Source organism: Ralstonia pickettii (assembly GCF_016466415.2).
Classification (GTDB): Bacteria; Pseudomonadota; Gammaproteobacteria; order Burkholderiales; family Burkholderiaceae; genus Ralstonia; species Ralstonia pickettii.
Genome location: NZ_CP066771.1, coordinates 1,257,284 through 1,272,942, shown reverse-complemented (window position 1 = coordinate 1,272,942; position 15,659 = coordinate 1,257,284). Strand labels below are relative to the sequence as shown.

The following is a 15,659-nucleotide window of genomic DNA, read 5'->3' as shown; positions in this document are numbered from 1 at the left end:
AGCAGAGCAAACCCGGCGGGCGCCTCCTCCAGCGCCCGCCGGGCTGGACACGTCAGCCGAGGCGGCCGGTGGCGGCGATCTCCCGGATGCGGCGTACGGTGTCGATGTCGGATTCGCGGTAGGCGGATTTGACGATCTCGGCGTAGCGCGTGTCGCCGGTTTCGTCGGCATTGGGCAGCGTCGTGTCGTAGACGAAGCGGATGAACGCGGCGTTGGCCTCGTTGCTCTCGATTGTCATCGTCAGCGACCCGCCGGCGTGTTCGCCGGTGGCTGCCGTGGTGTAGGTCACACGCTTGTGCGGCTCGAGCGTCACGCGATCCTGGATGCGCGCCTTGCCGAAGACGAGTTCGCGCTCGACCCAGCCGTCACCTTCAGCGGTGATGATGCATGCGTCCAGGCTTTCGACAAATTCGGTTTGCTCGCGCACGCGCAGCACCAGGCCTTGCCAGATCTGGTTCAGGGTGAGCGTGTCGATGAGGGGGTTCAGTGGATCGTTGACTTCCACCAGGTGTTCAAAGCGCAAAGCGGCCTCCGCAAGATTTCGTGACATTATCGCGCGGCTTCGCCTGCCTCCGCCAAATGAAAATACGCCGGCGGGTTGCCCCAGCCGGCGTTTCCGTTGCGCGCTTTAAGCGTCGCGTAAAAATCGTTCACGGTCCGCAGCGAGCGACCCGAGGTTGGCGCGAGAAGCGCAGCCGTACATGAGTACGGCGAGCATCGCAGAGCCAAAAACGGGGCGCGCAGTAGGACCGTGAGCGATTTTTTTAGATTTCTTCGTACAGCGGCAGTGTCAGGAATTCGGCAAAGTCTTCCGACGTCGACATCTGTTCGAAGATTTCTGCAGCGCGATCAAAGTGGCCCACCGCGCCCGTCTCCTTCACCTTGGCCAATTCTTCCGGGATCAGCTTGCGCACCAGTTCAGCCGTGACCTTGGTGCCGTCTTCCAGCTTGCCCTTCGGCGAGCGGATCCACTGCCACACCTGGGAGCGGGAGATTTCCGCCGTGGCGGCATCTTCCATCAGGTTGTGGATAGGCACGCAACCGTTGCCGGCCAGCCAGGCACCCAGGTAGTGGATGCCGACGTTGATGTTCATGCGCAGGCCACCTTCGGTGATCGGCGTTTCCGGCTGGAAGTCCAGCAGGTCCGCAGCCTTCACTTCCACGTCCGGGCGTTGCTTCTCGAACTGGTTCGGCTTCTCGCCCAGCACTGCCACGAATTCCTTCATGGCCGGCTCGACCAGGCCCGGGTGCGCCACCCAGCCGCCGTCGTAGCCGTCGGTCGCGTCGCGCTTCTTGTCGTTGATGATGCCGGCCATGGCGATGGCGTTCTTCTCCGGATCGTTCTTGATCGGGATCAGCGCGCTCATGCCGCCGATTGCGGGCGCACCGCGCTTGTGGCAGGTCTTGAGCAGCAGCAGCGCGTAGGCGCGCATGAACGGCGAGGTCATCGTCACCTTGGCTCGGTCGGCCAGGCAGAAGTTCTTGTCGACCTTGAACTTCTTGATGCACGAGAAGATGTAGTCCCAACGGCCGGCGTTCAGGCCTGCGCTGTGCTCGCGCAGTTCGTACAGGATTTCTTCCATCTCGAACGCGGCGAGGATGGTTTCGATCAGCACGGTGGCCTTGATCGTGCCCTGCGGCAGGCCGATCTCGTTCTGCGCCATCACGAAGATGTCGTTCCACAGACGCGCTTCCAGATGGCTTTCCATCTTCGGCAGGTAGAAGAACGGGCCGGCGCCGCGCGCGATCTGCTCCTTGGCGTTGTGGAACAGGAACAGCGCAAAGTCGAAGATGCCGCCCGACACGCGCTCGCCGTCGATCAGCACATGCTTCTCGTCCAGGTGCCAGCCGCGCGGACGCACCTGCAGCGTGGCGATCTTGTCGTTGAGCTTGTAGGTCTTGCCGTTCTGCTCCAGCGTGAGCGTGCGGCGAATGGCAGCCTTCAGGTTGACCTGGCCCTGGATCTGGTTGTGCCAGCTCGGCGAATTCGAATCTTCGAAGTCGGTCATGTAGCTGTCCGCGCCCGAGTTGAACGCGTTGATGACCATCTTGGCATCGACCGGGCCGGTGATTTCCACGCGGCGGCAATGCAGTGCCGGCGGGATCGGAGCAACTTTCCAGTCGCCCTCACGCACGGCCTTTGTCTCCGGCAGGAAATCCGGGCGCTCGCCGGCATCCAGGCGCTTGGCGCGCTCGACACGGGCAGCCAGCAGCTCTTTACGACGCGGCTGGAAAGCACGGTGCAGCTTGGCGACCAGCGCCAGCGCTTCGGGGGTCAGAATGTCTTCATAGGCCGGCAGAATCTCAGCCTTGATCTCCATGCCTTGGGGCAGCGTGAGCGCCATGGTTGTTCTCCAGAGGATGATGTGAGGGTTGAACGCGCTTTGGTCTTACTTTGGCCCTATGGCTGGGCCGATTCAATGCAATGCCTTACGTCGCTTGTGTTGCCTGCACGAACTGCAGCAGATCGCGCATATCGTGGCCGGCCGCGGTAGGCGCCACGTCGAGTGCCTCGGGCGGATGCCCCAGGCGGTTGATCCAGAATGTTGTGAAGCCGTACCACGTCGCGCCGCAGGCATCCCAGCCATTGGACGAGACAAACAGAATCTGTTCCGCCGGCACACCAAACGCTTGTGGCGCCAGCGCATAGGCCTGCGGCGCGGTCTTGTAGAGCTTGACCGCGTCGACCGACAGCACGTGATCGAACAGCCCGGACATGCCGGCACTCTTCACGGCAATGTCGAGCATCTGCGGGTTGCCGTTGGAGAGGATGCCCAGCGGCAGCCCCATCTCGCGCAGGCGGCGCAGCGCAGGCACATTCTCGGGAAACGCCGACAGACACGCATATTCACGCATCAGCGTGGCTTCGTCGTGGGCGGATAGCTCTACGCCCAGGCGCGCCGCCGCATAGCGCAGCGCATCGACGGTGATGTCCCAGAACGGCTTGTAGTGTTCGCCCGAAGGGCCGGCCAGCGAACGGATGCGCGTGTAGTCGATCTGCTTGTCGCGCCACAGGACCGACAGTGCTTCGCCCTTGCCGGCAAACAGTTGCTCGGCGCGCGCGGCCACGCAATACACGTCGAACAACGTGCCATAGGCATCAAACACCACTGCGCGAATCGAACGCATCAGAAGCTCCACGGACCCGAAGGCCACGCGCTCGAACGTTCCATTACGCAGAACGCCTTGCCGACCTTCGCAACGAGGGCCATTGTAGAAAAGCTGACGCACCGCACAAAGACGGCAATGGTCACTTGATCTTTAACTTTTACCAATGGAATGGCGAGTGATAACCTTTATATTCGTCACAATCCCGCAGGCCCCGGTTGCCACGGTATACATTAGGCATGGATCATTTCAAGCAGCTCGAAACCTTTGTCGCCGTCGCCACACGCGGCAGCTTGTCCGCCGCCGCCGCCGCGGAGGGCGTGGCGCCTGCCATCATCGGGCGCCGCATCGACGCGCTGGAGGAGCGCCTGGGCGTAAAGCTGCTCGTGCGCACCACGCGGCGCATCACCCTCACGTTCGAGGGATCGGCGTTCCTGGAAGATTGCCAACGTATTCTCAATGACCTGCACAACGCCGAGGCCAGCGTCTCGGCCGGTGGCGTAAAAGCCAGCGGGCACCTGCGCGTGACCGCCCCGGCCGGTTTTGGCCGCCGCCATGTCGCGCCGATGGTGCCGGACTTCATCGAGACGCATCCCGATGTCTCGATGACGCTGGACCTGGGCGACCGTGTCGTCGACCTGGTCAACGAAGGCTTCGATTGCGCGATCCGCCTGGGCGACCTGCCCGATTCGAGCCTCGTTTCGATCCGCCTGTGGGAAAACCGCCGCGTGGTGGTGGCTGCGCCGTCGTACCTGGAGCGCCGCGGCGTTCCAACGCAGGTGGAGCAGCTTTCGACGCACAACTGTCTGGCCTTTGGCGCCAGTGCCAACGTGCAGCGCGGCTGGGTCTTCCAGCAAGGCGGCAAGGCCGTCACCGTCAAGGTGTCGGGCACGATGGAATGCACCGACGGCGCCGTGCTGCGCGAGTGGTGCCTGCAAGGCTATGGCCTGGCGTGGCGCTCATGGTGGGAGGTCGGACACGACATTGCCACGGGCAAGCTGGTCACGGTGCTCGATGCCTTTGAAGCGCCGCCGATTGGCATCCATGCGGTGTTTCCGCAGCGCAAGCATCTGCCGCTGCGCGTGCGTCTTTTTATCGATTTTCTAAAGAACACGTATGGCAACCCGGCCTACTGGCGCCGGGCAGACGCCTTGATCGGGATGGATTAGCAATCACCCCGAGTGGGTGAAACGCCGCATGCGGCCTACAATCAAGACAAGAACGTCTTCCCGCATCCCACCTCAGGAGGCCGCATGTTCCAGCACATCCTCATCCCCACCGATGGTTCCGAGCTGTCGCGCAAGGCGGTGGCGGGCGCGCTCGACTTTGCCAAGACGCTGGGCGCGCGCCTGACGGCCTACACCTGCCTTGAGGAATACCCCTACACGCCATTTTCCGAGATCGTCGTGGAGACACCGCAGGCGTTCAAGGAACGGGTCGAAGCGCAGGCCCACGTGGTGCTCAAGGACGTGGAGGACGCCGCCGTCAGCGCCGGCATCCGCTGCGACACCGACATGAGCTGCTTCGCCGTCCCGTACATGGGCATCATCGACGCGGCCGAACGCCATGGCTGCGACGTCATCTTCATGGCCTCGCACGGCCGGCGCGGGTTGGCCGGGCTGCTGCTTGGCAGCGAAACGCAGAAGGTGCTGACGCATACCGAGATTCCGGTGATCGTCTATCGCTGAAGCCTCCGGCGCTCCCGCTACGCAAGCCGCCCCGCCCCGGGCGGCTTCTCTTTTTCTATCGGCCAAGACGAAAAAAAACCGCGCCGTTGAGGGAGCGCGGTTTGAGAGGCCGGCGTGTGGTCAGCACGGCCGGCCCAGGTACCCAGGTGCCGGATGCGTCGGCAGCCTCAGGCAACCTTCTTGGCTTGCGCCGTTTCTTCGAAGAATTGTTCGTCTTCGGTCGAGCCCTTGAGCGCCGTGGTCGACGCCTCGCGCTCGATGGTCTGCGTCACGGCATCGAAGTAGCCCGTGCCGACTTCGCGCTGGTGCTTCACCGCGGTGAAGCCCTTTTCCGCCGCCTTGAATTCGGCTTCCTGCAGCTCCACGAACGCGCTCATCTGGTTGCGGGCATAGCCGTATGCCAGGTTGAACATCGAGTAGTTGAGGGCGTGGAAACCGGCCAGCGTGATGAACTGGAACTTGTAGCCCATCGCGCCAAGTTCCTTCTGGAAGCGGGCGATCGTCACGTCGTCCAGGTTCTTCTTCCAATTGAACGACGGCGAGCAGTTGTAGGCCAGCATCTTGCCCGGGAACTTGGCATGAATGGCTTCGGCAAACTTCTTGGCGTATTCGAGATCCGGCTTGCCGGTTTCGCACCACACGAGGTCGGCCACTTCCGCATACGCCAACCCACGAGAGATGGCCTGCTGCAGACCCGGCTTGGTACGGTAGAAGCCTTCGACGGTGCGCTCGCCGGTGCAGAACGGCTTGTCGTTCTCGTCCACATCGGTGGTCAGCAAGTCGGCAGCTTCCGCGTCGGTACGGGCGATCAGCACGGTCGGCACGCCCATCACGTCGGCAGCCAGACGCGCGGCGACGAGCTTGCTCACGGCTTCACGGGTCGGCACCAGAACCTTGCCGCCCATGTGGCCGCACTTCTTCACGGCGGCCAACTGGTCCTCAAAGTGCACGCCGGCCGCACCGGCCTCGATCATGGCCTTCATCAGTTCGAACGCGTTCAGCACGCCGCCGAAACCGGCTTCTGCATCGGCCACGATCGGGGCGAAGAAGTCGATGTCGTCCTTGCCTTCCGACCACTGGATCTGGTCAGCGCGTTGGAACGTGTTGTTGATCTTCTTGACGACCTTGGGCACCGAATCCACCGAGTACAGCGACTGATCCGGATACATCTCGCCGTTGCTGTTGGCATCACCCGCAACCTGCCAGCCCGACAGATAGATCGCCTTCAGACCAGCCTTGACCTGTTGCATAGCCTGGTTGCCCGTCAGTGCGCCCAGGGCGTTGACGAAGGGTTCGTTGTTGATCAGGTTCCACAGCTTTTCGGCACCACGCTTGGCCAGCGTGTGTTCAATCTGCAGCGAACCACGCAGGCGCACGACATCTTCAGCGGTGTAACCGCGCTTGATGCCCTTCCAACGCGGGTTGGTATCCCATTCCTTCTGCAGCTTTTGCACTTCGAGTTCGCGTGACATCGCACTCTCCTGTTTGATCGCATCCATCAAATAAAAACCGGTATCTCACTCTGCGCCTTGAGCCGCTGGCGCCTTCTTGGGGCGCTGCTGGTTGGCTTAAGTCATATGTCTTATATAAGAGTTTAGAAAGGGCGGGTGCAGCGCAACAAGGAGAACATGTGTACAGGCAAAACTTTTTATTCGTTATTTTTCAAATACTTATGAACAATATTTCATGATACGGAAAGATTTTTTCTATCATGAAAGGCAGGGATGCTGCCGCGCGGTGCGAATTTTTGCGGACCAAAACCTCTTTCCGCATTATGAAAAATCGTGGATATCTCTGCATCACATCGCGGTGCCACAAAAAACGCCGCAGGTGCGGCGTTCGGGATGGTGATGATCGCGTGTGCGCTCAGGACGGGCGCTCTAAGTCCGCCAACACATCCCATTGCAGAAGATCCGGCGCCTTGCCCCGCAGGGCCGCTGTTACGAACAGATAAATCGCATCGATGAAACCGGCCCGAAACTCGCGCGGCAGTGCATGCGTGATGCCGTCGATTTTCGAGCGCAACCGCATGGCCACGAAGGGTCGGCCGGCACGCGTATCAATATGCGTACGGCAAAGAAAATCCTTGGCGGCGAGGGCGCCAGATTGGTAGTGCCAAAGCGCGTTCAACGTGCACCTCCGTAAAGCGGATGCCAGGGGATGCAAGACGGTGGGGAGGGATAAGACGCGGGGCGATGCCCGCTTGATGCGATAGACATGACGTCTCCTAGATGAAGAGGCCAGCCGCTCGCTGCTAAACGAGGGTGGCGGGCCTGACGACGGCGTTAGCAGACCGGCCATCTAGAAACCGGCAGACCCGAAGGTCTCACCGCCCGGCCCGCCATGAAGCATAGGCGTGCACAAGCACCGGACATTGTCCGTCTAGATGGCACATCTGGTGGGCTGCTAAACCCGGCTGCTCGAATGAACAGCGCGCGAATTATATCGCGCGCCCCTGCCCCTCAAAATCGGAATCAGCCTCGAGACAAGCGATGCGCCACCCAATCCCCGCCCGTGATGACGGGCCGCCCGGCAATGTGCTGCGGGCTGACCGGATAGACAATGCAGTCGACCGGTTCGCTGCCCAGCATGACGGGGTGATTCTCGCGCAGGAACAGCGCGTCCCCGCCCGGGTAGACCTCTTCGATCTCGTCCAGCACCGGAACGAGCGCCGCATCGATGCGATATACATCGCCACGTACGGCGGTGCCGGTCGGGTCGAGCACGAGGCCGGGGTACGCACCAAAGTCGTACAGACGGCCGTGCAACGTGGCGGTACCGAGCAGTTCCGGTTCGGGAATGCCGCGCTTGGCCGCGGCAACGCGCAAATCATTCGCCTCACCGGCCCGCAGCGTGCCGTAGACGAATACGTGGATGGCATTGGCGCGGGTCATTCGAGCATGTCCTGCGAAACGAGCACGCCGTCTTCGTCGGCATAGATCCACTCGCCGGACTGGATGTACGCACCCGGCATCTGCACGCCGACTTCGCGCTGCCCGGCGTTCTTCTTGATGCTCTTGCGCGGGTGCACGGCCAGGGCGTGGATGCCGACGTTGCATTCGGCCAGCTCGCGCGTATCGCGCACGCAGCCGTTGAGCAGAATGCCTTCCCAACCGTTCTCTTCGGCCAGCTTGCCGAGGTTGCCGCCCACCAGGGCGCAGCGCAATGAGCCGCCGCCGTCGATCACCAGCACGCGGCCCGCGCCCTGTTCTTCCAGCGCGGCGCGTACCAGGCCGTTGTCTTCGAACACCTTGAGCGTGGAAGCCGGGCCGGCAAATGCAGCGCGCTTGCCAAAGCTGCGGAACACCGGCGCGAGCACACGCAGGCTGCCGTACACCAGCTTGTCTTCGTGCATGTCGCACAGGTCGGTTACAGGAATCATCGTCATGGCAATGGGTGAATGGCGTTGGCGAAAACGAAAAATGAAAGCGGAATCAACTGCGTGACTGCGCGCGCAACGAATCGATCGTCGCGCGTGGGCTGATGATGTTCGGATCGGTCTGCACTTCGATGACGGTGGCAACGCTTGCCGTCAACGCGGCCTCCACCGCCGACTGGAAGCCTTCGAGCGAGCGCACCGTGTGCCCTTCAGCGCCGTAGGCTCTCGCGAGCGCGGCGAAGTCCGGGTTGCGCAGCTCCGTACCGCTGACGTGCTCGGGATACTCGCGCTCCTGGTGCATGCGGATGGTGCCGTACATGCCGTTGTTGACCACGATAAAGATCACCGGCGCGTTGTACTGCATGGCGGTCGCCAGCTCCTGGCCGTTCATCAGGAAGCAGCCGTCGCCAGCCATGCAGATGACGGGCGTGTCGGGGCAGACGATCTTGGCCGCCACCGCAGCCGGCGCGCCGTAACCCATCGCCCCGCTGGTTGGCGCAAGCTGCGTACGCGAGCCGGCCGCCAGCGGGCCATATTGGTAGAAGCGATGCAGCCACGTGGCGTAGTTGCCTGCGCCGTTGGTCAGGATGCTGTTCTGCGGCAGGCGCTCGCGCAGCCACTGCATGGCGCGGGCCATGTCGATGCCCTTGCCACCGAACGGCGGCGGCGCGATGTTGGCGCGGTAGTCGGCGTTGGCGGCTTCTGTCCAGGCGGACCAACGCGGCGGCGCATCCGGCGACACGCCATCCAGCGCCTCGGCAATCGCCGGCATCGAGGCGTGGATCATCAGATCGGCCTGGTAGATACGCCCCAACTCTTCCGCGCCGGCATGCACGTGGACGAGCGTCTGCTTCGGGCGGGGCACATCGAAGAGCGTGTAGCCCGAGGTCGTCATCTCGCCCAGGCGTGTGCCGATGGCGAGCACGACGTCGGCGTCTTTCACGCGCGCCGCCAGCTTCGGATTGATGGCGATACCGACATCACCGGCGTAATTCGGGTGGCGGTTGTCGAACAGGTCTTGCCGACGGAACACGCAGCCTGCGGGCAGATTCCAGCGCTCGGCAAAGGCCTGCATGCGGGCGGCGGCTTGCGGCGTCCAGCCGGAACCGCCCAGCAGCAGCATCGGGCGCTCGGCGTCCTGCAGCAGCGTCTTCAGTTGGGCAAGATCACGCGGGCCGGGCCAAGCCATCACGCGAGCTTTCGTTGCAAACTCGGGCGGCACATCCGGCACGGTCGCAACGTCGGTCAGCATGTCTTCGGGCAACGCCAGCACCACGGGGCCGGGACGCCCGGCGGTGGCAGTCTGGAAGGCGCGTGCGATGTATTCGGGGATGCGTTCGACGCTATCGATCTGCGCGACCCACTTGGCCATCTGGCCGAACATGCGGCGGTAGTCGATTTCCTGAAATGCTTCGCGGTCGACGAAATCGCGGCCGACCTGCCCGATAAACAGGATCAGCGGCGTGGAGTCTTGAAACCCAGTGTGTACGCCAATGCTGGCGTTGGTGGCGCCCGGCCCGCGCGTGCAGAAGACGATGCCGGGGCGCCCGGTGAGCTTGCCGTACGCATCCGCCATGTTGGCCGCGCCGCCCTCTTGCCGGCAGACGATGAAGCGGGCGCGGTCGCGGCGCTGGTAGAAGCCTTCGAGCACCGACAGGTAGCTCTCGCCGGGCACGCCGAAGGCCATGTCGACGCCGTGGGCCAGCAGTGCATCCACAAGGATCTGGCCGCCGTGGCGGGGCTCAACGACAAGGCTGGCAGGGCGTGCGGCTGGTGTCTCCATGGCGGGTGCTCGCGCTCTCGATCCGTTGACGACACAATGGATCATAGCGGAACGCGCCGCCGCGGCGACTACATCTGGCGGAACAAATGTGCGTATTGCCGCGCGACGGGCAGCGTCTCGGTGCGTCCGCGTATCTTCAGCCCCAAGCGGCCCAGCGACAGATGCACCGCGCTCGACACATGCGCCACGTTGACCACCGTGCCGCGGTGCACCTGCCAGAAGTGCTCGGGGTCGAGCTGCGTCAGCAGGTCACGCAGGCTGGTGCGGATGAGGGATTCGCCGCTGGCCGAAACCACGTTGACGTACTTGTCGGTCGCTTCCAGATAGATCACGTCATCCACGGGGATAAAGCGCACCTCCTGCCCGACCAGCGCCTTGATGAAGCGCAGATAGCCGCCCTGCGGCGTGGCTCGGGTTTGGGCAGCGCCCTGCAGGCCGGCAAGGCGCTCGACGAGTTCTGCCAGCGTCTGCGCGGGGTTCATGGCAAGGGCGTCGGCGTTGCCGTTCGGGCGCGTGCCGAGCCGGTCCTTCAGCCGCCTGACGGTCTCGGCTAGGCGCTCGGTCTGCACGGGCTTGAGCACGTAGTCGACCGCGGCCTGCTCGAAGGCATCGAGCGCGAACTGGTCATACGCGGTGACGAACACCACCAGCGGACGCACATCCCGCTGCGATAGCTCGCGCGCCACATCAATGCCCGACAACCCCGGCATGCGGATATCGAGAAAGACCACATCGGGCCCCTGCCCGTCGGCCGCGTCGTCAATCACGTCGAGAGCGGACTGACCGTCGTGCACGGCCGGCAGCAACGTGGCCTCGGGCCATAGCGCCGCCAGTTCAGCGACGAGGTTTTCAGCCAGTGCGGGTTCGTCGTCGGCGATGAGCACGCGGGGGGAAGCAGGCATCGGTCAGGCTCCGGCGGACGCGCGCGAAGAAAGCGCGCCGGTGGCGTTGGCGGTTGAGCGGGAGAAGCGGCAACGCCATTCCGGCGCGTCGGGCTGGGACGGCGCGCGTGCGGTTTCGTGCGCCAACGGCAGCTCGACAATGATCGTCACGCCGTGCGGAACGGTCTCCGTGATCGTCAGGCGTGCATCGCCATCAAACAAGCGCGACAGGCGTTCACGCACGTGGGTGAGGCCCAGCCCCGATCCCTTGGTGCCATCGTTGCCGAAGCCGATACCCGTATCGCGCACTTCCAGCACGAGCCGCTCGCCCTCGCTGCCGGCCGCCAGGCGCGCAGACAAGGCGATCTCGCCGCCCTCGCGTGCGGGCTCGATACCGTGCACCACGGCGTTTTCCACCAGCGGCTGAATCAGCATCGGCGGGATGACGATGTTGGCGATGGCATCGTCCAGCGCCAATGAAAAACGCAGGCGATTGCCGAAGCGTAGCGCCTGGATGTCGAGATACGCGCGCAGCAGCGCAAATTCCTGCGCTAGCGTGCACTGCTCGGCACGTGCGTGCGAGAGCGAGCTGCGCAGAAAGCCGATCAAATGCTGCAGCAGACGCCGCGCGCCGGCCGGGTCGCGCGCAATCAGCACATCGACGTGCGCAAGCGAGTTGAACAGGAAGTGCGGTTCGATCTGCGCCTGCAGCGCCATCAGTTGCGCACGCACCATCTGCTTCTCGGCTTCTTCCCGCTCCAGCGCATCGAGCGCAGCCTGGCGCTGCAATGCGGCCAGCTTGCCGCGCGACCAGTAATAATACGTTGCCCCGAGCGCGGCAAGCATGGCGATGATGAAGCTCATGCGCAGGCTGTCGGCGCGCCAGGGTTCCGCGTTGGGGTTGTTCAGGCACAGGATCGTCCGCGCGATCCACTGCCCCAGCGGCACGCCGATCAGCACTGCGCCCACGACGATCCACGGAAACATCTTCTTGTTGGGCGGGCCGTCTCCCCACAGCACGTGGCGCGGGATGCCGATCAGCGAGAACATCGACAGCCCGATTGCCTGGCTGAAGATGAAGTCTTTCCAGAACGTCTCTTCCGGCCGGATGCCGAACGCAAGCACCGCCGCAATCAGCGTATTGATGACGATGATGACGGCGTAGCGGATCACCCAGCGCCGGACCAGGCGCAGGCAATCGGCAAGCGAAGGGAACGACACATTGGCGAACATGCGGGCGATCTTACCGGACGGTCCTCCGGCGTTGAAGCGTGGGGTTTCCCGCATCACCGGCGGCCGGCCTGCTCGCGCAAACGGGCGAGTTCCTGGTCGACCATGCGCTGGTAACCGTTGCCCTGGCTCCAGGCCAGGCTCAGGCCGTGTGCGGCCAGGCCCAGGCCCCAGCCCAGCAGCGGCCACACAAACCAGAATTGCCCGTGTGACAGCGCAATCGCCGCCAGCCCGGCGTTCACGGCCAGAAACGCCAGCAGATGAATGCCGAACCCCAGGCGCGCGCCAGCGCGGTGTCGAGCGCGGCGCAGCAGCGCCTCGTCGGAATCAGCGGATGGGGAAGTCGGGGTGTAAGGCATGGCGGACATGGCGGTCTCTGATGGAGCCGAAGATGTCCGCAGTATAGAAACGGCGCCTGGGCAGGCGCCATCCGGATGCGACGAATGGTGCGATTGGACGGATGAACGGCGCGCAGCCGGCCCCGAGGGCGGGACGATTACGCCGCCAGCACCTCTCGCACCGACTGCGACACCACCGTCGAAGCCACGGCCTCCGCTACCGTTTCGCGCGACAGATGCGGCGCAAACATCCCGATGAAGTCGTGCGCATAGCCACGCAGGTACGCGCCACGGCGCACCGCCACACGCGTGGTATTCGGCTCGAACAGATGGTCCGCGCCGATGCAGACAAGGTTGTCGTCCTTGCGTCCGTCATACGCCATCGACGCGATGATGCCCACGCCCACGTCCAGCGCCACGTAGGTCTTGATCACGTCGGCGTCCATGGCAGTCAGCACGATCTCGGGGTGCAGGCCGGCACTGGCAAATGCCGCGTCGATGTTGCGTCGGCCCGTAAAACCGGCGTCGTACGTGATGAGCGGGTATTGCGCCACGTCTTCCAACGTCGGGAGCGGGTTCTTGGTCAGCGGATGGTCCGGGCTGACTACCAGCACGTGGCGCCAGCGGTACGCCTCGAACGACGTCAGCCCCGGCTCGTTGGCCACCGCCTCGGTGGCGATGCCGATATCGGCCTGCCCGGTCAGCAGCAGCTCGACGATGTGCGAAGGCGACGCTTCCTGCAGCGCCAGCGTGACGTGCGGATATTCCTTGCGGAACGACTGCACCACCTTGGGCAGCGCATAGCGCGCTTGCGTGTGCGTCGTCGCCACGGTCAGGCGGCCCGATTGTCGGCCGGAGAATTCCTCGCCGGCCTGGCGCAGGTTTTCGGCCTCGAGCAGCAGGCGCTCGACAATGCGGACGATCTCCCGGCCCGGTTCGGTCAGGCCCGTCAGGCGCTTGCCGTACCGCTCGAAAATCTCCACGCCCAGTTCATCCTCCAGCTCGCGAATCTGGCGCGACACGCCGGGCTGCGACGTGTACAGCGCGTTGGCGACCTCGGTCAGGTTGAACTGGCGGCGCACCGCCTCACGGATGGAACGCAGTTGCTGGAAGTTCATGGCTCGTGTCCTCTCGTATTGGTTGTCGTCGGAGCGTCGTGTTACACGGCGGCTTGCGCGACGGGCCGTGCATTGCCTTGCGCGAACACGCGGATCGCGCGCGGGCGCACCACCAGCGTTTCGCCTTCACGGAAGCCCTCGGCGCGGAAGCGCTCGATGGGCAGGGAGACTTCGATGATGTCGTCGGTGTCTTCGCGCTCCAGCTCAAGCTGTGCGATGGCGCCCAGCGTGAGCGCACGGCGCAGCGTCACGGGAATGCCCTCGGCGCCCGGCGCATAGCGCTCCAGGTCGATCTCGTGCGGGCGCACGAAAGCCACCGCCTGATCGGCGCGGGACGAATCCACCCCGCCCGACGGCACGGCGATGGCCGAATCGCCCACGTGCAGCACGCTGCCGCCCTCGCCCTCTTCCAGGCGGCCGTGGAACAGGTTCACGTTGCCGAGGAAGCCGTAGACGAACGGCGTGGCCGGCGTGTTGTAGACCGCGGCGGGGCTACCGACCTGCTCCACCTGGCCGCGGTTCATCAGCACCACGTTGTCGGCCACTTCCAGCGCCTCTTCCTGGTCGTGCGTGACGAACAGGCTCGTGACATGCAGATCGTCGTGCAGGCGGCGCAGCCAGCGTCGCAGTTCCTTGCGCACCTTGGCATCGAGCGCGCCGAACGGCTCGTCGAGCAGCAGCACGCGCGGCTCCACCGCCAACGCACGCGCCAAGGCGATCCGCTGGCGCTGTCCGCCCGAGAGCTGCGGCGGGTAGCGATCGGCCAGCCAATCCAGCTGCACGAGTTCCAGCAGCTCCTTCACCTTCGCGCGGATCTGCGCTTCACTCGGCCGCTGCGCGCGGGGTTTCACACGCAGGCCAAAGGCCACGTTCTCGAACACCGTCATGTGCTTGAACAGCGCGTAGTGCTGAAACACGAAGCCGACCTGGCGCTCGCGCACATGCTGGTCCGATGCGTCTTCACCATTCAGATGAATGCTGCCCGAATCGGCATGCTCCAGGCCCGCGATGATGCGCAGCAGCGTGGTCTTGCCGCAGCCCGAGGGCCCCAGCAGCGCGGTGAGCTCGCCCTGCTTGAAGTCGAGCGAGACATCGTTGAGGGCAACGAAATTGCCGAAGCGCTTGGTGATGTGTTGAACCTGGATGCTCATGCTGCGCTCCCTTCGAGCGGAGATTGCACGGAGATGTGCGAATTCGGATTCGACGATGACGAGGACGCTGCGACGCGTGCGCCGGGGCCTTCGCCCACGCCGGCATCTGCGTCAGCCAGCTCGCGGCGGCTGCGCCATTCGACCAGCGTCTTCAGCGCCAGCGTCACGAGCGCCAGCAACGTCAGCAACGACGCCACGGCAAACGCGGCCGCAAAGTTGTATTCGTTGTAGAGAATTTCCACGTGCAGCGGCATCGTGTTGGTCAGCCCGCGAATGTGGCCCGACACCACCGACACCGCGCCGAACTCGCCCATCGCCCGCGCGTTGCAGAGGATCACGCCGTACAGCAAGCCCCACTTGATGTTCGGCAGCGTCACGCGAAAGAACGTCTGCCAGCCCGAAGCGCCGAGCACGATGGCCGCCTCTTCCTCTTCGCTGCCCTGCGCCTGCATGAGCGGAATCAGCTCGCGCGCCACAAACGGAAACGTAACGAACACGGTGGCCAGCACAATGCCGGGCACGGCAAAGATGACCTTGAAATCGTGGTCCGACAGATACGGCCCGAACCAGCCCTGCGCACCGAACAGCAGCACATAAATCAGGCCGGCAATGACGGGCGATACCGAAAACGGCAAGTCGATCAACGTGAGCAGCAGGTTCTTGCCGCGAAACTCGAACTTGGCGATCGCCCATGCCGCTGCCACGCCAAATACCACGTTCAGCGGCACGGCAATCGCTGCGGTGGTCAGCGTCAGGTAGATGGCCGAAAGCGCATCGGGCTCGACCAGCGCTTCGAGATAGACGTCGACGCCCTTCTTGAACGCCTCGACAAACACGCTCGCCAGCGGCACGAACAAAAACAATGCCAGGAACACGAACGAAACGAGGATCAGCGTGACCCGCACCCAGGCGGATTCAGCCGTCGCGCCACGGCGGCCCACAGCGGGCGCCTGACCAAGTTGACGGGAAACAGTACCGGCCAT

16 protein-coding genes are annotated in these 15,659 nt (G+C 64.0%); 2 read left to right on the top strand and 14 right to left on the bottom strand.

Annotated elements, in window-relative coordinates:
* Positions 1-52 precede the first annotated feature (52 nt).
* The 3 genes from RP6297_RS06055 to RP6297_RS06045 form a co-directional block, all read right to left on the bottom strand.
* Complete coding sequence (locus RP6297_RS06055) at positions 53-523, bottom strand: SRPBCC family protein (protein ID WP_009238279.1); 471 nt, start codon at positions 521-523, stop codon at positions 53-55.
* A 241-nt stretch (positions 524-764) separates the two neighbouring features.
* Entirely contained in the window at positions 765-2,345 is a 1,581-nt protein-coding gene (gene aceB, locus RP6297_RS06050) for a malate synthase A (RefSeq protein WP_009238280.1), read from the bottom strand.
* 85 nt (positions 2,346-2,430) lie between these two features.
* Positions 2,431-3,129: a haloacid dehalogenase type II gene (locus tag RP6297_RS06045; protein WP_009238281.1), complete on the bottom strand. Its 699-nt coding sequence runs from the start codon at positions 3,127-3,129 to the stop codon at positions 2,431-2,433.
* 218 nt (positions 3,130-3,347) lie between these two features.
* Between RP6297_RS06045 and RP6297_RS06040 the strand changes: the two genes are divergently transcribed.
* Entirely contained in the window at positions 3,348-4,277 is a 930-nt protein-coding gene (locus RP6297_RS06040; protein ID WP_004626580.1) for a LysR family transcriptional regulator, read from the top strand.
* 84 nt (positions 4,278-4,361) lie between these two features.
* The gene (locus RP6297_RS06035) at positions 4,362-4,796 is read left to right on the top strand and encodes a universal stress protein (protein ID WP_009238282.1); all 435 of its coding nucleotides are present in this window, start codon (positions 4,362-4,364) and stop codon (positions 4,794-4,796) included.
* A 167-nt stretch (positions 4,797-4,963) separates the two neighbouring features.
* Here RP6297_RS06035 and aceA read toward each other — a convergent pair whose 3' ends face one another.
* From aceA to cysW, 11 genes are all read right to left on the bottom strand, one after another.
* Positions 4,964-6,268 carry an isocitrate lyase gene (gene aceA / locus RP6297_RS06030; protein WP_004626576.1) on the bottom strand — a complete coding sequence of 435 codons (1,305 nt, stop codon included), beginning with the start codon at positions 6,266-6,268 and terminating at the stop codon, positions 4,964-4,966.
* A 394-nt stretch (positions 6,269-6,662) separates the two neighbouring features.
* Positions 6,663-6,926, bottom strand: coding sequence for a hypothetical protein (locus tag RP6297_RS06025; protein ID WP_009238283.1), 264 nt, complete (start codon positions 6,924-6,926; stop codon positions 6,663-6,665).
* Positions 6,927-7,270: 344 nt separating this feature from the next.
* The gene (locus tag RP6297_RS06020; RefSeq protein ID WP_009238284.1) at positions 7,271-7,690 is read right to left on the bottom strand and encodes a gamma-glutamylcyclotransferase family protein; all 420 of its coding nucleotides are present in this window, start codon (positions 7,688-7,690) and stop codon (positions 7,271-7,273) included.
* Positions 7,687-8,184 carry a ribonuclease E activity regulator RraA gene (gene rraA / locus RP6297_RS06015; RefSeq protein WP_009238285.1) on the bottom strand — a complete coding sequence of 166 codons (498 nt, stop codon included), beginning with the start codon at positions 8,182-8,184 and terminating at the stop codon, positions 7,687-7,689. Before rraA ends, RP6297_RS06020 begins: the two co-directional genes overlap by 4 nt.
* A gap of 46 nt (positions 8,185-8,230) precedes the next feature.
* On the bottom strand, positions 8,231-9,958 hold the full coding sequence (locus RP6297_RS06010; protein ID WP_009238286.1) for a thiamine pyrophosphate-binding protein: 1,728 nt from the start codon (positions 9,956-9,958) through the stop codon (positions 8,231-8,233).
* Between the two features lie 68 nt (positions 9,959-10,026).
* Positions 10,027-10,860 (bottom strand): LytR/AlgR family response regulator transcription factor, encoded by an 834-nt coding sequence (locus RP6297_RS06005; protein WP_009238287.1) that lies wholly within the window; start codon positions 10,858-10,860, stop codon positions 10,027-10,029.
* Positions 10,861-10,863: 3 nt separating this feature from the next.
* Positions 10,864-12,126, bottom strand: coding sequence for a sensor histidine kinase (locus RP6297_RS06000; protein ID WP_009238288.1), 1,263 nt, complete (start codon positions 12,124-12,126; stop codon positions 10,864-10,866).
* Complete coding sequence (locus RP6297_RS05995; protein WP_009238289.1) at positions 12,126-12,437, bottom strand: 2TM domain-containing protein; 312 nt, start codon at positions 12,435-12,437, stop codon at positions 12,126-12,128. Before RP6297_RS05995 ends, RP6297_RS06000 begins: the two co-directional genes overlap by 1 nt.
* Before the next feature lie 128 nt (positions 12,438-12,565).
* Positions 12,566-13,525 (bottom strand): CysB family HTH-type transcriptional regulator, encoded by a 960-nt coding sequence (locus RP6297_RS05990; RefSeq protein WP_009238290.1) that lies wholly within the window; start codon positions 13,523-13,525, stop codon positions 12,566-12,568.
* A 41-nt stretch (positions 13,526-13,566) separates the two neighbouring features.
* Complete coding sequence (locus RP6297_RS05985; protein ID WP_009238291.1) at positions 13,567-14,676, bottom strand: sulfate/molybdate ABC transporter ATP-binding protein; 1,110 nt, start codon at positions 14,674-14,676, stop codon at positions 13,567-13,569.
* Positions 14,673-15,659 (bottom strand): sulfate ABC transporter permease subunit CysW, encoded by a 987-nt coding sequence (gene cysW, locus RP6297_RS05980; RefSeq protein WP_009238292.1) that lies wholly within the window; start codon positions 15,657-15,659, stop codon positions 14,673-14,675. The genes RP6297_RS05985 and cysW overlap by 4 nt, the downstream gene beginning before the upstream one ends.